The following is a 20790-nucleotide window of genomic DNA, read 5'->3' as shown; positions in this document are numbered from 1 at the left end:
CTGTCAGAAAACAGGGTCAGAGAAACGGAGCGGGGCTGACGATCTGTGCGCCATGGCGTAACTGGACGAAGAGCAGCCCGTCGGAGCCAGGCATTTGCCCAAGCGTGGCGGCTTTTCTGACGCTTTGCCCGCTCGAAACACCCAGAGAGCCAAGACCGGAAAGAACAAAACGATAATTCTGTCCGCAATCGAGGATCAGCATCTGTCCGAATGAGCGGAAGGGGCCTGAGAATACGATTCGTCCGCTGCAGGGCGCCTGTACAGAAGCCGAGGACGCTGCGGCATACGTGATGCCGGTGGAGGGGCCGCCCTCGGTCTCCTGTCCCCATCTCACGGCGATATGTCCTGACACAGGCGCGTGTCCGTTGCCGGAAGAAACGCCATTTCCGGCAGAGAGAGCCTTTACCTGAGCTCTTGTCCTTCGGGCCTGTTCCATCTGATGCTGTTTGGCCAGCGCACGGGCCTCAGCTTCAAGTTCGGCTTTTGCCTGCGCTTCCTGGCGGGCAATCGCCTCGATTTCGGCCGAAAGATCGGCGGAGGCTTTCATGGCTTCGGCGACCGCTGATTTGGCGCGTTTCGCGGCTTGATCCGATACTGTTTCCTGGCGTGCGGCGACCTTCGTTCTGGCTGCCGCCACATCACGCTGATGCGTCTGGGACTTCAGGAGACCATCCAGTTCTTTCTGACGGCTATCCAGCGCGTCTCCGACTGTCTGGAGTTCTTCCTGTTTTGTCTGGAGGTGCGCGGCGCGTTGCTGGGTCAGGCGTGAGAAGCCACCGAGAATGGACAGGGCTGTTACGCTGTCTGTCGCGGCAGAGGGGGAGGCCAGAAGTGCGGCATCAGGCGCGATGGACAGGCGTGCAGCGACCGGCAACAGGGGCTGCAATGCCTCGTTTTCGTGGGCGATGTCCTGCCTGATGCTGGCCTGCTTATGCGTCAGGTCATCAATTTCTGCATTCAGGGTGTCGATACGGGAGCGTGTGGTTTGAACAGCCGTCTGGGCCGTGCGTGTCTGCGCGGCGAAAGCGACCTTGCGTGCGTTGTCCTGAAGAGCTTTCTGCTGGGCCTGAATGGCGGCCTGCTGTCTGGCCCGTAAAGTTGCGGCTTCCTGCGCCTGTTGTGCTTCCAGAGTTTTTCGGGCTGCCTGTACCTGTGCAAGGGCCTGTTGTCCGGTACTTTGGGTGGACGAATGATGAGCAGACTTGGCAGATCGGTGATGAGCGTGATCTGCCGTGGAGGCAGCCATCAGCCATGGCGAGAATGCCAGGGCCAATGGCAGCAGTCTGGCCGGATCAGGCGTTTTCAAGCAGGGAAACGCCGGTCATGGCTGCAGGCTGTGGCAGGCCGAGGAGCGCTAGCATTGTGGGGGCCAGATCGGCCAGGCGACCATCATGAATGGTTTTGCCCTCGGCATGGGCCAGAATAACCGGAACCACGTTGAGCGTATGTGCTGTATGAGCGCCGCCGGTCTCGGGATCACGCATGGTTTCGCAGTTGCCATGATCTGCGGTGACGATCAGCGTACCCCCAGCACGGGTAAGGGCGTCGTTGATACGGCCCAGACCCTGATCCACCGTTTCACAGGCTTTGATCGCTGCCGGCAGGGAGCCTGTATGGCCGACCATGTCCGGGTTGGCGAAGTTCAGGATGATCATGTCGAACTGGCCTGAGTCGATAGCATCCACGGCACGGTCCGTCAGTTCGGGAGCCGACATTTCCGGTTGCAGATCGTAGGTGGCAACCTTGGGAGACGGAACGAGGATACGCTCTTCGCCCGGAAGCTGAACCTCACGGCCACCATTCAGGAAGTATGTGACGTGCGGGAACTTTTCCGTCTCGGCCATACGAAGCTGCGCTTTGCCAGCCTTGGCCACGACGTCTCCCAGAAGGTCGTCGAGGGGGAGCTTTGGGAACAGGACGGTCATGTACGGAGCAAGATGGTCGGAGTAGCGCGTCATGCCGCTGACGGCTGCGAAATTGATGCGTCGACCACTCTCGTAACCGTCGAAATCTGGCACGACCAGAACATCCAGAAGCTGGCGGATACGATCTGCGCGGAAGTTGCAGGACAGAATGCCGTCGCCGTCTTTCATGCCTTCATAATCGCCAAGGACTATTGGGATGACGAATTCATCTCCCTTGTCGTCTGCGTAGCTGGCTTTGAGCACGGAAAGGGCATCGTCTGCATGTGGGCCCTTGCCATCCCGGATCGCATCGACAGCCAGTTTGACACGCTCCCACCGGCGGTCACGGTCCATGGCGTAATAGCGTCCGCTGATCGTGGCGACCTGCACGCTTTCGGGGAGGTCCTTGAGAAGGGCAGGAATATACTCCTGCCCGGACTGAGGCGGCGTATCGCGACCATCACTGAAAATATGCAGGGCTACAGGAACGCCGGCAGCGCTGACGATTTTGGCGAGTGCGAGAACATGATCCTGATGGGCATGAACGCCGCCAGGGGAAATGAGGCCCATAAGATGGCAGGTGCCACCGGAGACTCTCAGCGCATGGATGAATTCGTTCAGGGTCGTATTCTCGGCAAGCGAGCCATCTCGGGCGCTGCGTGAGATGCGCGGCAATTCCTGCATCACGACGCGGCCAGCACCGATGTTGAGGTGACCAACCTCGGAATTGCCCATCTGGCCTTCTGGCAGGCCGACATCCTCACCGCAGGTTTTAAGAAATGCGTGTGGGGAATTGGCCCACAGGGTATCGAAAGTCGGGGTGTTGGCCAGTCTTACCGCGTTGTCAGAGTTTTCCTCGCGCCAGCCGAACCCGTCCAGAATGACGAGCATGACAGGGCGGCGTGAGGACGAAGCGGTAGAGGACATGGCTGTTTCCTGTCTTGCAGAAGGAGGAAAGAATAAGCGTCATTATGCCACCTTTCCCCACAAATGCGAACGCCCGCCGGAAGGGGCGGGCGTTGCTGTATTATGACAGTGATGTGAGCGTCAGATCTTGTCGACACCCTTCTTGACGGCGTCCTTGACGTCGCCTTTTGCTGTCTGGGCCTGACCCTTGAGGTTCTGGACAACGCCTTCGCCTTCAAGCTGTTCGTCATTCGTGGCGCGACCGACTTCTTCCTTGATCTTGCCGACGACCTTGTTGGTGGCACCTTTGAGTTTGTCTTCGATGGAGCTCATGATGATCTCCTCCTGAATAAAGAGTTGCAGGATTTCAACGGGGCGGACGGCAAGAAGTTTCGCGCTTTCCTTCAGATATGCGTGACAAAAGGGTGTCTGGCTTCCATATATCGGAAACTGAAAACCTCAGATTTTCTGGAGACTGACCATGACCCAAGGCTGCGGTCCCGTTAAGGGCGCCAATGGTGGCGGATGTGGTGTTGGCCTTACCCCGGAACAGCGCCGTATTCTGCTGGAGCATGGTACCGAATATCCCGGTTCCAGCCCGCTGAATGATGAAAAGCGTGCCGGGATCTACGCTTGTGCCGGGTGCGGTCGTGATCTGTTTTCGTCCACCACGAAATACGAAAGCGGAAGTGGCTGGCCATCGTTTTTCCAGCCGCTGGAAGGCGCCGTGGAGACGACACAGGATGGAAGCCACGGGATGGTTCGCACGGAAGTGCATTGTGCGAACTGCCAGGGGCATCTGGGGCATGTCTTTCCCGATGGGCCGCCGCCCACGGGATTACGTTATTGCATGAACGGTCTGGCGCTCGATTTTCGCCCGGCCGCAGGAGAAAAAGCATGAGTCAGGCGCTGCCGCCTATCGTTCTCACCCATCCGCTGGTGCGCCACAAGCTGACCCGTCTGCGTGATAAGAACACATCCACAGCGGGCTTTCGTCGCCTGACCCGTGAGCTCAGTCTGCTTCTGGCTTATGAAGCCACGCGTAACCTGTCTCTCGTGCCACGTCAGATCGAGGCGCCAAGCGGGTTGATGGAAGGTGAGGAACTGGACGGCAAGAAGCTTTGCTTCGTCTCCATTCTGCGTGCCGGTAACGGCCTTCTGGACGGAATGCTGGATCTCGTGCCGTCTGCGCGTGTGGGGCATATCGGGCTGCGGCGCGACCATGAGACGCTGGAAGTCAGCGAATACTATTTCAATATGCCGAGCGATGTTCCGGGCCGGACCTGCATCGTTCTGGACCCGATGCTGGCCACCGGGCACTCGGCTGCCGCTGCTGTAACGCGCGTCAAGGAAGCGGGAGCGATTGCGCCTGTTTTTGCCTGCCTTCTGGCGGCTCCGGAAGGAATTGCTCACATGACGGAACTGCATCCGGATGTGCAGGTCGTGACGTGTTGTGTGGATCAGAAGCTTGATGAGCACGGCTATATTGTCCCGGGTCTGGGCGATGCTGGCGACCGTCTGTTCGGGACCCGCTAATAGCTGCAAATATTCGGCACACGCGTTTGTGTGCTGAATACCATGCCGTTTTATGGCCGGTTATGGATCATCATTCCTTTCTTGGGAGTTTAATCCATGACCGCCTACGCTGTTTTTATTCGCGATAAACTGACAGACCCCGCCGAGTTTCAGGTCTATTCAGAGACTGTTGGGGAAACCTTCAAAGGTCATCCCGCCAAAATTCTTGCTGCTTATGGAAAGCAGGAGAAGCTTGAAGGCATCGAGCCAGATGGCGTGGTCATTATCGAATTTCCGGACATCACATCTGCCCGTGTCTGGTATGACAGCCCCGAATATCAGGCTGCTGCGAAACATCGCTGGAAAGCTGCGTCTTACAACGTTGTTATTGTAGAGGGCGTCTGAGCTGTTGCTTTAAAGTGTGGAATCAACGTGTTCGACGTGATTGGGGACGGCAATATTTTGCCGTTTCTGCGGGCAGGGACGTAGTGCATGCGTTGCACAAATTCGATCGCCGATGCGTTAAAGTGAGGGTTGTTCGACTTCACGATGTGACAGTTTGAGGGAGCGTCCGCTTTGCTGATGTCGCAGGAGACTTCAGTCTTGGCGGTTTCGCTCCGTTCAAAGGCATCAATTAGGATACTCTGGCGTCCGTGTGCTGAAGCTTTGAATTTGCCGGAAGACTGGGGTGTTCAGCCAGCATCAGGCCTGTGGCGACCACCAGTATGAAAGAATACATGAGTTTTCAGTCCCTGCGTACGATGTAATGCCGGGACAGATCGGTCTCGATCTGTTTGGCATGTTCCGTATCGCGGGCTTCAATCATCACGACCAGTTCTGCCGTTTGCACGGAGGGGGAGGCGAACAGGCGATGATGGGACACTTCTATGATGTTCCCGCCATAGTTGCCGATCCGGGCCGAAATATCGGCCAGCATGCCAGGCCGGTCAGGGATCTGGAAAATCAGACGCAGGATCCGTCCGTCCCGTAGAAGAGACCGCAGGATCGTGTTTGCCAGAATGCGGGCGTTGATGTTGCCACCAGAGAGGGGAAGGGCGACTTTGCGGCCCTTGAACAGTTCCGGATTGGCGATGACGGCGGCCAGCCCTGTGGCACCTGCACCTTCGCAAACCTGTTTGGCTTTTTCAGCGAGCGTAGTGATGGCGCTTTCGACCTGAAGCTCATTGACCACCAGAATTCTGGAAATCCGGTTGCGGAACGCGTTCAGGCAATGCTCGCCCATCGTGGTGACGGCAATGCCTTCTGCGATCGTGGAACCGCCGAGCGTCGGGCCTCCTTCCTGAGGGAAGGCGGCCAGAGACGCATAGGCTTCGACCTGCACGCCAATGACTTCCACGTCCGGCCGTAGGGCCGCCATCACGGTTGCAAAACCACCGATCAGGCCACCACCACCCACCGGGACAACCACCGTGTCGATCTGAGGGGCGTCCTGAAGCAGTTCCAGAGCCGCCGTGCCCTGTCCGGCAATGACAGCAGGATCATTGAACGGATGGACGAGAACGCGTCCTTCTGTTTTCTGAAGTTCTTCTGCTGTGACGCAGGCCTGTGCAAAATCGTCGCCAGCCAGAACGACATTCGCTCCCCAGGCCTGCGTTGCCGCAACCTTGGAGGCAGGCGTGAAGCGCGGCATGACGATTGTCGCATCAATGCCGAGAAGACTGGCCTGACGGGCCACACCTTGCGCGTGATTTCCTGCCGAAACGGTGATCACACCGCGTGCCCGTTCTTGAGCCGTCAGGAGTGCCATTTTGTTGGCGGCACCCCGCTCCTTGAAGGAGCCAATGGCCTGAAGGTTCTCGAGCTTGAGCGTAATTTCCGCGCCTGTCAGACGGGACAGGGCGGGGCAGGTAATCGTCGGCGTGCGCACCACTGTGGACGCGATGCGCTCATGGGCGCTCTCGATGTCCTGGATGGTAACGACAGGGACAGGGGACGTCAGGACGTCAGACATCAGCGGTATGTGACTTTCAGGATCTCGTAGGTACGATCGCCGCCGGGAGCGGGAACGGAGATGGTATCGCCCACGTCCTTGCCGATCAGGGCCTTGGCCAGCGGGGAAGAGATGGAGATCAGACCCTGCTTGATATCGGCTTCGTGAACGCCGACGATCTGGTAGGCATTTTCCTTGTCTGTCTCTTCATCCACGACTTCGATATGAGCACCAAAGCGCACCTTGGTGCCGGTGAACGTGGATGGATCGATCACGTCGGCTGAAGAAACAATACTTTCAAGCTCAAGTACACGTCCTTCGATGAAGGACTGGCGGTCACGAGCGGCATGGTACTCTGCGTTTTCAGAAAGGTCGCCATGCTCGCGTGCTTCAGCAATGGCCCGGATGACTGCAGGGCGATCAACGCTCTTGAGGGTACGCAGTTCGTCTTCAAGACGCTGCAGCCCCTGCGCGGTCATGGGAATTTTCTGCACTCTGAAATCCTCGGAAAAGCGTAGCTGAAATTGAATGAATAGCCAGACAATATAGGATTTAAGGGGGTTTCTTGCAAGGTGCGGTGTTTTTGTTTATCGAAAAGCGATAAATTACTTGCCTTGTCGAGGAAGGAGTGTGTTATCGATATTCGATAAATTTATTGGGGTTTTTGAAATGATATTGCCTGATCGTCAGCGAAAAGCAGGGAAGCGCATTGATTACGCCTTAAGTTTGCTGCGCATTTTTCGCTGTCTGTTATGGATAACAACAATTTTGTACGGCATGTTTTCGTTCATTTTGTTTTTGGCTGTATTCGTTTTTCATCTGCCAAAACCCAATTTTGCGGGCTATTCCCATAAGGATTTAATTTCGGGGTTCATAGCGATTTTTTCTGATTTTTCACGGTATGTTCTGCTTCTTATTTCAGTAAAGATTTTTACAAAAATAATAATATCTATAAAAAACGAGAGATTGTTTAGAGAGGATAATAGGAAAAGGTCCTATAATATTCTTGTTTTGGGAGTAATTTATATTATTATTACTTTTTTCGGAAACTTTCTGCCTATTGATGGTCCGGTTAATTATTTGAATATTAGTTGGGGAGGAATATTTTTCGAACTTCAGAGTATCGCTCTTCAGATTGGCGTTCTCTATACTGCTGTCTGGCTTTTCGATCTCGGAGCTCAGATTCAATCCGAAATGGATGAGGTCATCTGATGCCTGTTCACGTCAGTCTGGATGAACTTCTGAAAGAGCGAGGCATGTCTCTGACGGAACTGTCAGAGAAGGTGAATCTGACGCTTGCCAATCTCTCCATTCTCAAGACAGGGAAAGCAAAAGCGATCCGGTTTTCTACGCTCGAGGCTCTTTGTCGGGTTCTCGACTGTCAGCCGGGCGATATTCTTCGGTATTCAGGCGAATAAGAACGAAAAAAGCCCGCCAGATTGCTCTGACGGGCTTTTTCATGAAGCGAGTTCAGAACTCACCCTTGAAGTAAGACTGGAGCGGCGCGACACCCAGATCGCCTTCCTTGAGGACGGCGATGGCGTATGTCGCCGCACGTGCGCCCGCAATCGTGGTGTAGTGTGGGACGCCCATGGTCAGTGCGCCGCGACGGATGTCGTAACTGTCGCGGGCGGCCTGACCGCCCTGAGATGTGTTGATGACCATCTGCACGTCGCCGGAACGGATGGCATCCACGCAGTTCGGGCGTCCCTGCATCACCTTGTTGACGCGCTTCACGGGAATGTTGGCCGCTTCAAGGCGTGATGCCGTACCGCTGGTGGCAAGGATGGTGAAGCCCATTTCCACAAGCTTGCGGGCCAGAGGCTGAACATGTCCCTTGTCGCTGTCACGGACGGACAGGAAGACCGTTCCGGACAGTGGCAGCTTTACGCCGGCAGCGAGCTGGGACTTGGCGAACGCACGCTCGAAGCTGGAATCCAGCCCCATGACTTCACCGGTGGAGCGCATTTCCGGACCAAGGATCGTGTCAGCGTTCGCAAAGCGATGGAACGGGAAGACGGCTTCCTTGACGGCCACATGCGGAGAGACCGCGCCGCCATCCAGACGGAACTCGGAGAGGCGCGCGCCAGCCATGACGCGGGCACCGATCTTTGCAACCGGAACGCCTGTCGCCTTGGCGACGAACGGCACGGTACGGGAAGCGCGTGGGTTCACTTCAAGGACGAAGACTTCCTGATCCTTGATGGCGTACTGAACGTTCATCAGGCCACGGATGCCAAGCTCGCGAGCCATGGCTTCCGTCTGGGAGCGGAGTTCAGTCACCAGTGCCGGGGAGAGCGTGTAGGGCGGCAGGGAGCAGGCGGAGTCACCGGAGTGGATGCCAGCTTCCTCGATGTGTTCCATGACGCCGGCGACATAGACCGTCTCGCCATCGGCGATGCAGTCCACGTCGGCTTCGATCGCGTCGTTCAGGTAGTGGTCGAGCAGGATCGGGCCAGTCGAGACTTCCGGGCCAGCCGCACGAAGAACCGTGTTGAGGTAATGCTTCAGGCCAGCGTTGTCGTACACGATTTCCATTGCGCGCCCGCCCAGAACGTAGGATGGGCGGGCAACAACAGGATAACCGACTTCCTCTGCAACCTTCTCGGCGTCTGCGGGCGTGCGGGCAATCCCGTTGCGTGGCTGGCGTAGGCCGAGCTTGCGCAGCATGGTCTGGAAACGCTCGCGGTCTTCGGCGCGGTCAATCGCATCGGCAGGGGTACCAAGGAGCGGAATGCCTGCCTCTTCCAGTGCGCGGGAGAGCTTCAGAGGCGTCTGGCCGCCGTATTGCACAATGCAGCCCAGGATCTTGCCGCCACGGGCTTCCGTGCGAATGAGGGCGATGACGTCTTCGGCCGTAAGCGGCTCGAAATACAGACGGTCGGACGTGTCGTAGTCCGTCGAGACCGTTTCCGGGTTGCAGTTGACCATGACTGTTTCAAAGCCAGCTTCGCGCAGGGCGTAAGCCGCATGAACGCAGCAGTAATCGAACTCGATGCCCTGACCAATCCGGTTCGGGCCGCCGCCCAGAATGATGATCTTGTCGCGGCTGGTTGGCTTGCTTTCGCATTCCGGTGTGCCGAACCCGCCTTCATAGGTGGAGTACAGGTACGGCGTGTCGGAGGCGAACTCGGCTGCGCAGGTGTCGATGCGGCGATAAACCGGCACGACGTTGAGAGCCTCACGTTGTGCCGCAACATCCGGGGCGCTCTGACCGGAGAGGCGAGCGAGTTGGGCGTCAGAGAAGCCCTGGGCCTTGAGGCGACGGAAGCCGTAGGCATCCTTTGGAAGGCCATTCTTCTCAACGTCACGCTCTGAGGCGATAATGTCTTCCAGCTGGCGCAGGAACCATGGTTCGAATTTGCAGGCCTGCTGAACCTCTTCAACCGTCAGGCCAGCGCGGAGTGCCTGTGCGGCCATCAGGATGCGTTCCGGGCGTGGCTCGGCGAGGGCGGCCAGATAGGCGTCCTTTGAACCGTCGCCGGGCGCCTCAACCGGGTCCAGACCTGTCAGGCCCGTCTCCATGGAGCGGAAACCCTTCTGGATCGCCTCGGCAAAGGAGCGACCAACAGACATGGCTTCCCCGACCGACTTCATGGACGTCGAAAGCAAGGCCGGGGAGCCGGGGAACTTCTCGAACGTGAAGCGGGGGATCTTGGCGACAACATAGTCGATCGTCGGCTCGAAGGAGGCCGGGGTCGTCTTCGTGATGTCGTTCTTGAGTTCGTCCAGCGTGTAGCCAACGGCCAGCTTGGCGGCGATTTTGGCGATCGGGAAGCCAGTGGCCTTGGAGGCGAGTGCAGACGACCGGGACACGCGCGGGTTCATTTCGATGACGACCATGCGGCCATCAGCCGGATTGACGCCGAACTGCACGTTGGAGCCGCCCGTCTCGACACCGATCTTGCGCAGGCACGCCAGTGAGGCGTCCCGCATGCGCTGGTATTCCTTGTCGGTCAGCGTCAGGGCCGGGGCAACGGTAATGGAGTCACCTGTGTGAACACCCATCGGGTCGATGTTCTCGATGGAGCAGATGATGATGCAGTTATCCGCCGTGTCGCGGACCACTTCCATCTCGTACTCTTTCCAGCCCAGAACGGACTCTTCAATCAGCACTTCCGTCGTCGGGGAGGCATCAAGGCCGCCTGTGACGATCTGGTCGAACTCTTCGCGGTTATATGCGATCCCGCCGCCAGCGCCGCCCATGGTGAAAGACGGGCGGATGATGGCGGGCAGGCCGACGTCAGCCAGAGCCGCGCGCGCTTCTGCCAGCGTATGGGCGATGGTGCTGCGGGGGCTTTCGATCCCGATCTCGTCCATGGCCTCGCGGAACTTCTGGCGATCTTCTGCGCGGTCAATGACCTCTGCGTCTGCGCCGATCAGTTCCACGTTGTGCTTCTTGAGGAAGCCGGACTTGTCGAGCGCCATGGCGGCGTTCAGGGCTGTCTGGCCACCCATGGTCGGTAGAACGGCGTCGGGCTTTTCCTTGAGAATGATGCGCTCGACGAATTCCGGCGTGATTGGCTCGATATAGGTCGCGTCCGCCAGGCCCGGATCGGTCATGATCGTGGCTGGGTTGGAGTTGATGAGGATGACGCGATAGCCTTCCTCACGCAGGGCTTTACAGGCCTGTGCGCCAGAGTAATCGAACTCGCAGGCCTGTCCGATAACGATCGGGCCTGCGCCGATGATCAGGATGGACGTGATGTCTGTCCGTTTTGGCATGGCTCAGGCTCCTGCGTTCGTGCTGTTGGCGGCGCGACGGTCCATGACCGCGACGAAACGCTCGAAAAGATAGAAACTGTCAGACGGGCCAGGGCTGGCCTCGGGATGATACTGAACGGAGAAGGCGTCCTTCGTGGTGGAGGCAATGCCTTCGTTGGAGCCATCGAACAGGCTCACATGCGTCACCTTCACATCAGCCGGCAGGGACTTCTCATCCACGGCGAAGCCATGGTTCTGGCTGGTGATCTCCACGCGGCCGCTCTCGATGTCCTTGACCGGCTGGTTGGCGCCGCGATGGCCACGATCCAGCTTGTAGGTCTTGCCGCCGAGGGCCTGCGCCAGAAGCTGATGACCAAGGCAGATGCCGAAGACAGGCACGTTGGCATCCAGAACGCTTTTGATGGCCGGGACGGCATAGGTGCCGGTCGCTGCCGGGTCGCCCGGACCATTGGACAGGAAGACGCCTTCGGGCTTCAGTTCCAGAATTTCCTCGGCCGTTGCTGTCGCGGGCAGAACGGTGACGTCACAACCGGCGGTCACGAGGCAGCGCAGGATGTTGTCCTTGGCGCCGTAGTCCATGGCGACCACGCGGCGGCGGTTCTCGGTACGGGCGGGGCGGGTGCTTTCCCACACGCCTTCCGTCCAGACACGCTTTGGCTGCGTGACCTCTTTTGCAAGATCCATGCCTTCGAGGCCGGGCCACTGACGGGCGCGGTTCAGCAGGCTGTCGGTATCGATCCGACCGTTCGCCGGGAAGGCAAGGATGGCAGTCTGCGGACCATTGTCACGCAGGGAGCGGGTGACAGCGCGGGTGTCGACGCCGCTGATGCCTGCGCGGCCGTGCTGCTTTAGCCAGCCGTCGAGGGATTCCATGGAGCGCCAGCTTGCCGGAGCGGTCACGTCTTCCTTCACGATGGCGCCAAGAGCAGCCATTTTGGGCGCTTCATTGTCGTCCGTGTTCGTGCCGACATTGCCGATATGCGGGAAGGTGAAGGTGACAATCTGACCGGCGAAAGACGGGTCTGTCAGGGTTTCCTGATAGCCGGTCATGCCGGTGGAGAAGCAGAGTTCACCAACGGCGCCATCGGTATGGGCGCCGAAGCCTCGGCCCCACAGGACCGTGCCATCTGCAAGGACAAGGGCGGCATTGGCGCCGACAGGGCAGGAATTGGACACGTCCGTCTCTCTTTGTTGCGGGGTTTCAGCGGAAGTCAGATCCTGGAGTTCGATTCCGGGAACGCGCAGCAGGGCGGGCCAGTGCTTGGTCGGCACGGTTCGCGACTGACGCCATTTGCGGACGGCCTCAAGGCCGACGCCGGCAAGAGCGGCGATCTCGTCCGCGCCTCCGGCTTTTTCGATGATTCTGTCGATGTCCATGGTCGCCCGTTCCTGGCTCCGCGTTCACTTTCAGGTCTGATAAGCGATTGGCGCACGGATGGGAAGTTTTTTCCCACATGATTCTTGATGGAAAAAGAAAGGGTGGGAAAAAACTTCCCGTCTCGCGCCTTCCATTGTTGGAAGCCTGCTTTTGTGCGATTTTGCGGCCATGAATTGACACTGAGGCTTCCGGGCCTCTGAACAGATGGGAGAAGGCGCATGTCACTTCGTGCACAGATCATGGACGATCTCAAGGCTGCAATGAAGGCCGGCCAGTCCGAGAAGGTAGCGCAGATCCGCGGCATCACCGCAAAGCTCAAGGATCTCGAGGTTGCGGCTCGCGCCAAGAGTGGAGAAGTGACGGAAGCGGAAATGATTTCCGCCCTGCGTTCCATGATCAAGTCTCGCACAGAGTCTGCCACCATGTACCGTCAGGGTGGTCGTCCGGAGCTTGCTGAGAAGGAAGAGGGCGAGATTGCTACGATCCAGTCCTATCTGCCGCCTGAGCTGGATGAGGGCACGCTGAAAGCTGCGATCAATGAGGCTGTAACGGCTGTCGGTGCAGAAGGCATGAAGGATATGGGCAAGGTCATGGCGGCTCTGAAAGAGCGTTTCGGTTCCGATCTTGATCCGGCCAGGGCCAGCGGGCTGGTGAAGGCTCGTCTTTCAGCCTGAAATATAAGAACAGAACTGAAAACCGCCCTCTTTGGGCGGTTTTTTTATGCTCATGTCTTTGGACGCGTTGGTCATAAAATGTTCTTGTTTAATTAACGTATCATTAAAGATCATTTGATAACTCTCGTCCTTCTACCTTGTCAGATGCCGGTTCCTGAACCTGGCCATGGGATGTGATCGAGAGGCGAGATGCTGCAGTGGATTGAACAGACTGCCTATGTTCGGCAGAAGCTGCGTGTCATCATAGGTGCGTTATTGGTCCTGTCGGTGGTCCAGGTTGCCGTTGACTGGATTTGTCTGCGCTATCTGAATCACCTGGAGAATGTACAGGTCATCGCGCAGGTTGCGGGTGTGCTTCTCCAGATTGGGCTGACGCTGCTGATTGGTCGCTTTACCATCAAGGTGGTTGCTGTTCCGTTCGAGAAAATTACAGCGCTGACGGAAAAGGTTGCAGGCGGTGCAACAGAGGTTACGATTCCTTTCCTGGATCACAAAGACTGCATTGGTCGGCTGGCGCGTTCTCTCCAGGCCTTTTTGAAAAACAGTGAAGAGCGCATTGCGTATCAGGAACTTGCCGCCGTGGAAGCGCAGCAGGCGGCGGAAGCTGAACGTCGATTTTCGAAAGAAAGTGAGCGTATTCGACAGCTTCAGGATCAAACCATCGAAGCCATCTGCGTGGGCATGGACGTGGTGAAGTCCGGAGATCTGACATTCATTTTTGCCAAGCCTTTTCAGGATCGCTTCGAAGATTTTCGCCAGAATTTCAATACCATGATCCGTGCCTATCGGGCGGCTCTGGAGAAAATTTCGGATGGCACATCCGTAATCGCGAGCGGAACAAGAGAAATTTCCACCGCATCTGGTGATCTTGCCAGCCGAACAGAGCGGCAGGCAAACAGGCTGGCGGAGGCGGCGTCTTCCATTAACAATATCACCCTGACAGTTCGTGAGACGGCCATAGCGTCCCAGAAGGCGCGCGAAACAGCCATGGGAACGCGAGAGCAGGCGTTGTCAGTGTCGGATGTCATGCGTTCGGCCAACGCAGCGATGGGAGCCCTCCGCACGTCTTCACGCCGGATTGAGTCCATTATCGGTCTGATTGAGGAAATGGCATTCCAGACCAACCTGCTGTCTCTAAATGCCGGAATTGAAGCTGCCCGGGCAGGTGAAGCGGGACGTGGTTTCAATGTTGTTGCTATGGAAATCCGGGCGCTTGCCCAGAGATCCGCTCAGTCCGCCCGGGAAATTCAGAGTATCATCGGAACGTCCGTCAAGCAGGTGGAAGAGGGGGTTCATCTGGTGGGAGAAGCCGACAAGGCCATGCATCTCATCAACGGTCATATTGACGGCATTACTTCCGTTCTGCAGGACATTTCCTATTCAACTGCGGATGAAGCGGCAACTCTTGAGACGATCAACACGGCCATTCGGGAAATGGACCAGATGACTCAGCATAATGCGGCCATGGTGGAGCAGGTGACGGCCGCCTGTCGTAATCTGCGTCAGGAAGCGTCTGATCTGGCAAAAGAGGTCAGACAGTTTACCTTCCGTAACACCGTCAAGGCGATTATCTGAAAAACGGTCACGGGGGCGTTTGACAGAGAGGGCTGAACCTCTCCAAGTTGAGAACTGTTTCGCATCATGAGGCCAGAATGTCCGCAGGCAGTTCCGTAAAAGTTGTTTTCATCGCGCTGGGGGTCAATTTCGGGATTGCCTGTGTGAAGGGGGCCGCAGCATTGCTGACGGGCTCCGCAGCCATGCTGGCGGAGACGGTTCACTCCTTTGTGGACTGTGGAAACCAGATCCTTCTGCTTGTCGGTATGAAGCGGGCGACTGCACCTGCCACGAAACAGCATCCGCTCGGTCATCACCGGGAGCTGTATTTCTGGACGATGGTGGTTGCAGGGGCCCTGTTTGTAGGTGGCGGCGTCGCTTCTCTTTATGAGGGGTGGGAAAAAGTCATGCATCCTTCGGAAATGCAGCCCGTCCAAATCCTGGGCTATGTGTTTCCGGGCTGGTGGATGAACGTCGCTATTCTGGCAATTTCGGGAAGTATGGAGGGATACGGCTTTATTGCAGCCGTGAAAGCCCTGCCGCGTAAAGAGGGCGTTTCCCTCTGGAACATCATTCGCCGGAGTGTGGACCCGGGCCTGTTCGTTATTCTGTTCGAGGATGGAGCGGCGCTGGCCAGTCTTGTTATCGCGCTCGTCTTCACTCTGCTTTCCGTGGTGACAGGGCTGCATGTTCTGGACGGCGTGGCATCTCTGCTGATCGGTGTGGTGCTGGTTGTTGTCGCCGGTCTTCTGACCAATGAGACGCGTTCTTTGCTGGTTGGTGAAAGCAATCCCGATATTGATGCTTTTGTGCGGGCGGAAGCGACCAAACTGCCGGGTGTGGTTGGGGTCAATGAAGTTGTGACGGAAACCCGCGGTCCGGAAAGCACTATTGTGCTGGTGTCCCTGGACTGGAACGACGCAACCCCTGCCGGGGATGTGGAACGTGGGGTGTCCTTACTCGAAAAGACGACGCGCGCACGTTATCCGTCTGTATTACGTATGTATGTCGAGGCGCAGGACCGACGGGACGGGGTTCCGGCGCCTCTGAACTGATCAGGGGATCAGGACCGCTGCGCCTTCAAAGCGGCCATGGCGTAAATCGTCCAGAGCCTGATTGGCGTCCCTGAGGGCGTAAGGCGTATTCGTCACCCTGATGCCAATTTCCGGAGCCAGTTTCAGGAAATCCAGCCCGTCCTGCCGGGTCAGATTGGCGACGGAGACGATTTCGCGTTCTTCCCAGAGAGTGTCGTAGGAGAAGGACGGGATCGGGCTCATATGGATACCGCCGCAAACAACTTTCCCGCCTTTACGGACGGCTTTCAGTCCGGTGGGAACCAGTGTGCCGACAGGGGCAAACAGGATTACAGCATCCAGTTGTTCAGGTGGGAGCTCGTCTGAACCACCTGCCCAGACTGCGCCAAGGGAACGGGCAAATGCCTGTTTCTCGGTGTCTCCGGGGGATGTGAAAGCGTAAACGTCTCGTCCCTGCCAGCGCAGTACCTGAATGATGATGTGGGCAGCAGCTCCGAAGCCGTACAGACCGATTTTTTTGCCGTCGCCGGCTTTGCTGAGACAGCGCCAGCCGATCAGGCCAGCGCAAAGCAGGGGAGCAAGATCCTTGTCTTCCCCTTTGTCGCCCATGGGAAAGGCATATCGTGCATCAGCGACGGTCATTGTCGCGTAGCCGCCATTGCGGGTGAAGCCGGTGAAAAGGGGATGGTCGCAGAGATTTTCCATCCCATGCGTGCAGTAATAGCAATGCTCACACGTATGGCCGAGCCATGGGATACCGACCCGTTCCCCAACATTCAGGCTCGTAACGTTGCTTCCGAGTTTATCAATTCGCCCGACGATTTCATGTCCGGGAATGATGGGAAGAGTGGGGTTGGCGAGTTCGCCATCCACGACATGGAGGTCTGTGCGGCAGACGCCGCAGGCCCCGATGCGGATACGGATTTCGTCCGGTCCGGGTTCGGGGTCTGGCAGCTCCACCCATTCCAGAGGCTGGTGGTGTTGGCGGAGCTGCATGGCAAACATGGTATGTGCTTTCTAAAGTCTCAGGACCGGAAATCCAGAACCGTACGGCCCTGAAGGCGCCCGTTTTTGAGGTTGTCGAAGATCGTGTTGATGTTCTCGATCTTGTCTGCGGTGACGACGGATTTCACTTTGCCACGGGCGAAGAAATCCATGGCTTCGATCATGTCCAGCCGTGTGCCGACGATGGAGCCACGAATGGTTGTGCCGTTCATGACCATGTCGAAGATCGAAACCGGGAAGTCCCCTGGTGGCAGGCCGTTCAGAACGATTGTGCCGCCCCGGCGGGCATAGCCCATGGCCTGCGAGAATGCGGTGCGGCCCACGGCCGTAACAAGAGCACCATGAGCGCCGCCGACTTCCTGCTGGATGAAGGCTGCCGGGTCCTTGTCCTTGGCATTGACGGTCAGGGCGGCGCCAAGCTTTTTTGCTGTGGCAAGCTTGTCGTCGTCAATATCCACAGCCACGACATTCATGCCCATGGCGACGGCGTATTGCACAGCCATCTGACCCAGACCGCCAACGCCTGAAATAGCCATCCACTGACCAGGGCGTGCCTCGGTCATTTTCAGGCCCTTGTAGACGGTCAGGCCAGCGCAAAGGACTGGGGCAGCCTGAAGAGGATCAATGTTGCTGGGCAGATGCGCGACATAGTTCGGGTCTGCGACAACATATTCAGCGAAGCAGCCATTGACCGTGTAGCCGGTGTCGTCCTGATCCTTGCACAGCGTCTCCCAGCCACCGAGGCAGTGTTCGCAGTGCCCGCAGGCCGAGTAGAGCCAGGGCACGCCAACTACGTCGCCAACCTTGACGTGATTGACCTGACTGCCAACGGCCACGATGTGACCGATGCCTTCATGGCCCGGGATGAACGGCGGGTTCGGCTTTGCAGGCCAATCCCCTTCTGCGGCGTGCAGGTCGGTATGGCAGACGCCGCAGGTATCCACTTTCACGAGGATCTGGTTAGGCCGGATCTCGGGGATGGGAAGCCTCTCAACGGAGAGAGGCTTCCCGAACTCGCGGACGACGGCGGCCAGCATTGTATCAGCCATGAGAGTGTCTCCTTGAGAACTGGTTTACGATGTGCCGAGAGCCTTGACGGCTTCGACCATCTTGCTGAGGACGGCCTGCGCATCGCCGAAGACCATGGCGCAGTTGTCCTGGAAGAAGAGTGGGTTCTGAACAGCGGAGTAACCCATGCCCATACCACGCTTGATGACGAAGACCTGACGGGCCTGATCGGCATTGAGGATTGGCATGCCATAGATCGGGGAGGACTTATCTGTCCGGGCAGACGGGTTTACCACGTCATTGGCGCCAATGATGAGGGCGACATCCGTGTCAGCGAAGCTGTCGTTGATGTCTTCCATGTCATAGATCATGTCGTACGGGACGCCGGCTTCGGCGAGCAGCACGTTCATGTGGCCTGGCATACGGCCGGCGACCGGGTGGATGGCGAACTTGACGTCCACGCCTGCGGCCTGAAGCTGCTTGACGAAGTCGTACAGCTTGCCCTGAGCCTGAGCGACGGCCAGACCGTAACCCGGAACGATGATGACGGACGATGCGTAACGCATTGTCGTGGCAGCATCGCCCGCAGCAACGGACTTGGCTTCTTTCTGGGGACCTGTGGCCGTAGAGGCAGAGGCTTCACCGAAGTTGCTGAACAGCACGTTGGAAATGGAGCGGTTCATGCCTTTGGCCATCATGACCGTCAGCAGCGTACCGGCAGAACCTACGACCATACCGGCGATCATCAGAGCCGGGTCGGCCATGACATAGCCTTCGAGACCCACGGCCAGACCCGTGAAGGCGTTGTATAGCGAGATCACGACCGGCATGTCTGCACCGCCGATGGGGACCGTCATGCAGATGCCAGCCAGCAGGGCGCCGATGAAGAACAGCAGCGTGGCGATACCGCCGCCATCCTGATGGTACAGGAAGGCTGCCATGATGCCGAGCAGGACGGTCAGCATAAAGACGGCAGCATTAATGATACGCTGCCCACCGAAGCGGATCGGCTTGTTCATCCGGCCATCGAGCTTGGCCCAGGCAATGATGGACCCCGACAGGGACATGCTGCCGATCAGGCCACCTGCGACGGTGACGAGAAGCGGAACGATGCCTGTTTCTTTCGGACCGGTCAGCGCGATGACGGACACAGCCGCGGCTGCACCGCCACCCATGCCGTTGAAGAGGGCGACCATCTGCGGCATGGCCGTCATGGCCACACTGCGGCCTTTCCATCCAGCCCAGCCACCACCAATGACAAGGCCGAGGATGGCCAGAATGACGTTGACGACCAGATGCGGTTTTGCGGCTTCAGAAACACTGAAAATGCCGAGGAAGCTGGCTGCCGTGACGAACAGCATACCCCAGCCTGCCGTCACAATGCCGGAAACGGCCGTAACGGGAGAGGACATGCGCTTGAGGCCATAGACCAGCAGGCCGGAGGCGATAAGGGCGCTGATGGCAACGATATATTCGAGGAGGATCATTTCTGTGCTCCCTTCTGCGGAGCAGCTTTGTCACTGGGCTTGAACATGGCCAGCATACGGTCTGTCACGACGTAACCGCCGACAACGTTACCAGCCCCCATCATGACGCCGAGGAAGCCGACAACCTGTTCGAGCACGGAGGAGGCGTTGAACAGGGCTGTCAGTGCGCCGACGACCACGATGCCGTGCACGAAGTTCGAGCCGGACATCAGCGGTGTGTGCAGGATGGAGGGCACGCGGCTGATGACCTCGTAGCCTGTGAAGGCGGCGAGCATGAAGATGTAGAGCGCGATGATGAAGGTCATTGCGGTGATCATCGTGCGGCCTCCTGTCCTGAAGCCTGTGCCGGTGCGGCAGGGGCGGCAGCCGGGGCAGGGGGTTGTGGTGCTGGTGGCGCCGGGGAATTCGGATCGACGGCTGTGCGGATGCCTTCGTTCGTGATGTAGCCATCATGAGTGAGGGCGGTGCCGGAAATGACTTCGTCCGTGAAGTCCAGCTGGATCTGACCATCCTTGGTCAGGATCTGCTGGAGCAGATGCATGATGTTCTTGGAATAAAGTTCACTGGCCTGAAGGGCGAGCATGGACGGAACATTGATCGGGCCCACGATCGTGGTCGGGCCAACCTGTACGATCTGGCCTGCCTGTGTGCCTTCACAGTTGCCGCCACCTTCCGCACCGAGGTCAATGATGACGGAGCCGGGTTTCATGGCCTTGATCTGCTCGGCATCAATCAGGCGCGGAGCCTTCTTGCCGGGGACGGCTGCCGTGGTGACGATCAGGTCGGCGCGGGCGATGTGATCGCTGATGGCCTTGCGGACCGTCTGCTTTTCTTCATCCGTCAGTTCGCGGGCATAACCACCCTTGCCGGTGGCATCCACGCCGGTATCGACGAATTTGGCACCGAGAGACTGTGCTTCCTCGCGTGTTTCGGGGCGGACGTCATAGCCTTCCGTCACCGCGCCAAGGCGTTTGGCCGTGGCGAGGGCCTGTAGGCCAGCGACGCCAAGACCCATGACAAGAACCTGTGCAGCCCGCAGGGAGCCAACGGCTGTGGTCATCATGGGAAGGATCTTGGTCATGTGCACGGACCCCAGCAGGACGGCGTAATAGCCGGCGAGGGTGGCCTGACTGGACAGGGCGTCCATGGCCTGGGCACGGGAAATGCGGGGCACCAGCTCCATGGCGAAGCAGGTCACTTTCTGGTCCCGCAGGGCCTTGACCAGATCAGGGTGGTTCCGGCCGTAGATGAAGGACACCAGAATGGCGCCAGGCTTCATGGCCTGAACGGTTTCAATGGTAGGAGGCTGAACGGCGAGGACAATGTCCGCGTCGCTCAACAGGGCCTTCCGGTCCGTTGAAAGGGTGACGTCTTTATAGGTTTCATCCGGGTAGGAAGAGGCGACACCGGCCCCGTTTTCCATCGCGAAAGAGACGCCGAGGCTGCTGAGGCGCTCGACAACCTGCGGGATCAGGGCGACGCGGCGTTCACCGCCTTCATCCTGTTCTTTTAGTACCGTGATTTTTACGGTCATAGGTTGAGATCCTGCGTCTTTAAACTTTTGTGAAGGCGCGACTCATCCACCCCGCTAAAGGGATGCAGGACCCTGCGCCTCGTTCGACTGCCATATTGACGCTATATTTGCGCCT

At 58.1% G+C, this 20790-nt stretch carries 21 protein-coding genes; 8 read left to right on the top strand and 13 right to left on the bottom strand.

Annotation, left to right across the window (positions count from 1 at the left end):
- Positions 1-16: 16 nt before the first annotated feature.
- The 3 genes from B7444_RS01710 to B7444_RS01700 all read right to left on the bottom strand — a co-directional run bounded on the left by B7444_RS01710 (position 17) and on the right by B7444_RS01700 (position 3143).
- Entirely contained in the window at positions 17-1306 is a 1290-nt protein-coding gene (locus tag B7444_RS01710) for a murein hydrolase activator EnvC family protein (protein WP_007282773.1), read from the bottom strand.
- A complete protein-coding gene (gene gpmI / locus B7444_RS01705; protein ID WP_007282774.1) occupies positions 1293-2831 on the bottom strand; it encodes a 2,3-bisphosphoglycerate-independent phosphoglycerate mutase in 1539 nt (512 codons plus the stop codon). Before gpmI ends, B7444_RS01710 begins: the two co-directional genes overlap by 14 nt.
- Before the next feature lie 120 nt (positions 2832-2951).
- On the bottom strand, positions 2952-3143 hold the full coding sequence (locus tag B7444_RS01700) for a CsbD family protein (RefSeq protein WP_007282775.1): 192 nt from the start codon (positions 3141-3143) through the stop codon (positions 2952-2954).
- 148 nt (positions 3144-3291) lie between these two features.
- Between B7444_RS01700 and msrB the strand changes: the two genes are divergently transcribed.
- The 3 genes from msrB to B7444_RS01685 all read left to right on the top strand — a co-directional run bounded on the left by msrB (position 3292) and on the right by B7444_RS01685 (position 4730).
- Positions 3292-3711 (top strand): peptide-methionine (R)-S-oxide reductase MsrB, encoded by a 420-nt coding sequence (gene msrB, locus B7444_RS01695; protein WP_007282776.1) that lies wholly within the window; start codon positions 3292-3294, stop codon positions 3709-3711.
- The gene (upp, locus tag B7444_RS01690; protein WP_007282777.1) at positions 3708-4346 is read left to right on the top strand and encodes a uracil phosphoribosyltransferase; all 639 of its coding nucleotides are present in this window, start codon (positions 3708-3710) and stop codon (positions 4344-4346) included. The genes msrB and upp overlap by 4 nt, the downstream gene beginning before the upstream one ends.
- Positions 4347-4442: 96 nt before the next feature.
- Positions 4443-4730 (top strand): DUF1330 domain-containing protein, encoded by a 288-nt coding sequence (locus B7444_RS01685; RefSeq protein ID WP_007282778.1) that lies wholly within the window; start codon positions 4443-4445, stop codon positions 4728-4730.
- On the opposite strand, the gene B7444_RS17415 is transcribed toward B7444_RS01685, so the two are convergent.
- The 3 genes from B7444_RS17415 to greA all read right to left on the bottom strand — a co-directional run bounded on the left by B7444_RS17415 (position 4700) and on the right by greA (position 6770).
- Positions 4700-4960: an energy transducer TonB gene (locus B7444_RS17415; RefSeq protein ID WP_224777915.1), complete on the bottom strand. Its 261-nt coding sequence runs from the start codon at positions 4958-4960 to the stop codon at positions 4700-4702. The two genes, B7444_RS01685 and B7444_RS17415, sit on opposite strands and share 31 nt — an antisense overlap.
- 110 nt (positions 4961-5070) lie before the next feature.
- Positions 5071-6297 carry a threonine ammonia-lyase gene (locus B7444_RS01675; RefSeq protein ID WP_007282779.1) on the bottom strand — a complete coding sequence of 409 codons (1227 nt, stop codon included), beginning with the start codon at positions 6295-6297 and terminating at the stop codon, positions 5071-5073.
- On the bottom strand, positions 6297-6770 hold the full coding sequence (greA, locus tag B7444_RS01670) for a transcription elongation factor GreA (RefSeq protein ID WP_007282780.1): 474 nt from the start codon (positions 6768-6770) through the stop codon (positions 6297-6299). Before greA ends, B7444_RS01675 begins: the two co-directional genes overlap by 1 nt.
- A gap of 136 nt (positions 6771-6906) precedes the next feature.
- Between greA and B7444_RS01665 the strand changes: the two genes are divergently transcribed.
- On the top strand, positions 6907-7488 hold the full coding sequence (locus tag B7444_RS01665; RefSeq protein ID WP_231502768.1) for a hypothetical protein: 582 nt from the start codon (positions 6907-6909) through the stop codon (positions 7486-7488).
- Entirely contained in the window at positions 7488-7694 is a 207-nt protein-coding gene (locus tag B7444_RS01660; protein ID WP_007282782.1) for a helix-turn-helix domain-containing protein, read from the top strand. Before B7444_RS01665 ends, B7444_RS01660 begins: the two co-directional genes overlap by 1 nt.
- Before the next feature lie 52 nt (positions 7695-7746).
- On the opposite strand, the gene carB is transcribed toward B7444_RS01660, so the two are convergent.
- A complete protein-coding gene (gene carB / locus B7444_RS01655; protein WP_007282783.1) occupies positions 7747-11001 on the bottom strand; it encodes a carbamoyl-phosphate synthase large subunit in 3255 nt (1084 codons plus the stop codon).
- A 3-nt stretch (positions 11002-11004) separates the two neighbouring features.
- A complete protein-coding gene (carA, locus tag B7444_RS01650) occupies positions 11005-12378 on the bottom strand; it encodes a glutamine-hydrolyzing carbamoyl-phosphate synthase small subunit (protein ID WP_007282784.1) in 1374 nt (457 codons plus the stop codon).
- Positions 12379-12597: 219 nt separating this feature from the next.
- On the opposite strand from carA, the gene B7444_RS01645 reads away from it, so the two are divergent.
- The 3 genes from B7444_RS01645 (at position 12598) to B7444_RS01635 (ending at position 15662) form a co-directional block, all read left to right on the top strand.
- Complete coding sequence (locus B7444_RS01645) at positions 12598-13053, top strand: GatB/YqeY domain-containing protein (protein WP_007282786.1); 456 nt, start codon at positions 12598-12600, stop codon at positions 13051-13053.
- A gap of 189 nt (positions 13054-13242) precedes the next feature.
- Positions 13243-14628: a methyl-accepting chemotaxis protein gene (locus tag B7444_RS01640; protein WP_007282787.1), complete on the top strand. Its 1386-nt coding sequence runs from the start codon at positions 13243-13245 to the stop codon at positions 14626-14628.
- Between the two features lie 77 nt (positions 14629-14705).
- The gene (locus B7444_RS01635; RefSeq protein WP_007282788.1) at positions 14706-15662 is read left to right on the top strand and encodes a cation diffusion facilitator family transporter; all 957 of its coding nucleotides are present in this window, start codon (positions 14706-14708) and stop codon (positions 15660-15662) included.
- On the opposite strand, the gene B7444_RS01630 is transcribed toward B7444_RS01635, so the two are convergent.
- The 5 genes from B7444_RS01630 to B7444_RS01610 are packed head-to-tail and all read right to left on the bottom strand — an operon-like array spanning position 15663 to position 20675.
- Positions 15663-16646, bottom strand: coding sequence for a zinc-dependent alcohol dehydrogenase family protein (locus B7444_RS01630; RefSeq protein WP_007282789.1), 984 nt, complete (start codon positions 16644-16646; stop codon positions 15663-15665).
- A gap of 20 nt (positions 16647-16666) precedes the next feature.
- On the bottom strand, positions 16667-17695 hold the full coding sequence (gene adhP / locus B7444_RS01625; protein WP_007282790.1) for an alcohol dehydrogenase AdhP: 1029 nt from the start codon (positions 17693-17695) through the stop codon (positions 16667-16669).
- Positions 17696-17719: 24 nt separating this feature from the next.
- Positions 17720-19141 carry an NAD(P)(+) transhydrogenase (Re/Si-specific) subunit beta gene (locus tag B7444_RS01620; protein WP_007282791.1) on the bottom strand — a complete coding sequence of 474 codons (1422 nt, stop codon included), beginning with the start codon at positions 19139-19141 and terminating at the stop codon, positions 17720-17722.
- A complete protein-coding gene (locus B7444_RS01615) occupies positions 19138-19458 on the bottom strand; it encodes an NAD(P) transhydrogenase subunit alpha (protein ID WP_007282792.1) in 321 nt (106 codons plus the stop codon). Before B7444_RS01615 ends, B7444_RS01620 begins: the two co-directional genes overlap by 4 nt.
- The gene (locus tag B7444_RS01610) at positions 19455-20675 is read right to left on the bottom strand and encodes an NAD(P) transhydrogenase subunit alpha (protein ID WP_007282793.1); all 1221 of its coding nucleotides are present in this window, start codon (positions 20673-20675) and stop codon (positions 19455-19457) included. Before B7444_RS01610 ends, B7444_RS01615 begins: the two co-directional genes overlap by 4 nt.
- Positions 20676-20790: the final 115 nt, after the last annotated feature.

Origin of the sequence: Gluconobacter thailandicus F149-1 = NBRC 100600, assembly GCF_000964465.1 — a bacterium.
GTDB classification, from domain to species: Bacteria; Pseudomonadota; Alphaproteobacteria; order Acetobacterales; family Acetobacteraceae; genus Gluconobacter; species Gluconobacter thailandicus.
Note: the sequence above shows the minus strand (reverse complement) of the source record. Positions and strands in the feature narration are given on the sequence as shown.

What these genes read in the sequence shown, in the direction of transcription:
- B7444_RS01630 (WP_007282789.1), bottom strand. Translation starts at nt 16,646, where the DNA reads ATGTTTGCCATGCAGCTCCGCCAACACCACCAGCCTCTGGAATGGGTG.
- B7444_RS01645 (WP_007282786.1), top strand. Translation starts at nt 12,598, where the DNA reads ATGTCACTTCGTGCACAGATCATGGACGATCTCAAGGCTGCAATGAAG.
- B7444_RS01700 (WP_007282775.1), bottom strand. Translation starts at nt 3,143, where the DNA reads ATGAGCTCCATCGAAGACAAACTCAAAGGTGCCACCAACAAGGTCGTC.
- carB (WP_007282783.1), bottom strand. Translation starts at nt 11,001, where the DNA reads ATGCCAAAACGGACAGACATCACGTCCATCCTGATCATCGGCGCAGGC.
- B7444_RS01635 (WP_007282788.1), top strand. Translation starts at nt 14,706, where the DNA reads ATGTCCGCAGGCAGTTCCGTAAAAGTTGTTTTCATCGCGCTGGGGGTC.
- B7444_RS01685 (WP_007282778.1), top strand. Translation starts at nt 4,443, where the DNA reads ATGACCGCCTACGCTGTTTTTATTCGCGATAAACTGACAGACCCCGCC.
- B7444_RS01675 (WP_007282779.1), bottom strand. Translation starts at nt 6,297, where the DNA reads ATGTCTGACGTCCTGACGTCCCCTGTCCCTGTCGTTACCATCCAGGAC.
- adhP (WP_007282790.1), bottom strand. Translation starts at nt 17,695, where the DNA reads ATGGCTGATACAATGCTGGCCGCCGTCGTCCGCGAGTTCGGGAAGCCT.
- B7444_RS01620 (WP_007282791.1), bottom strand. Translation starts at nt 19,141, where the DNA reads ATGATCCTCCTCGAATATATCGTTGCCATCAGCGCCCTTATCGCCTCC.
- carA (WP_007282784.1), bottom strand. Translation starts at nt 12,378, where the DNA reads ATGGACATCGACAGAATCATCGAAAAAGCCGGAGGCGCGGACGAGATC.
- msrB (WP_007282776.1), top strand. Translation starts at nt 3,292, where the DNA reads ATGACCCAAGGCTGCGGTCCCGTTAAGGGCGCCAATGGTGGCGGATGT.
- B7444_RS01660 (WP_007282782.1), top strand. Translation starts at nt 7,488, where the DNA reads ATGCCTGTTCACGTCAGTCTGGATGAACTTCTGAAAGAGCGAGGCATG.
- B7444_RS01640 (WP_007282787.1), top strand. Translation starts at nt 13,243, where the DNA reads ATGCTGCAGTGGATTGAACAGACTGCCTATGTTCGGCAGAAGCTGCGT.
- B7444_RS01615 (WP_007282792.1), bottom strand. Translation starts at nt 19,458, where the DNA reads ATGATCACCGCAATGACCTTCATCATCGCGCTCTACATCTTCATGCTC.
- upp (WP_007282777.1), top strand. Translation starts at nt 3,708, where the DNA reads ATGAGTCAGGCGCTGCCGCCTATCGTTCTCACCCATCCGCTGGTGCGC.
- gpmI (WP_007282774.1), bottom strand. Translation starts at nt 2,831, where the DNA reads ATGTCCTCTACCGCTTCGTCCTCACGCCGCCCTGTCATGCTCGTCATT.
- B7444_RS01610 (WP_007282793.1), bottom strand. Translation starts at nt 20,675, where the DNA reads ATGACCGTAAAAATCACGGTACTAAAAGAACAGGATGAAGGCGGTGAA.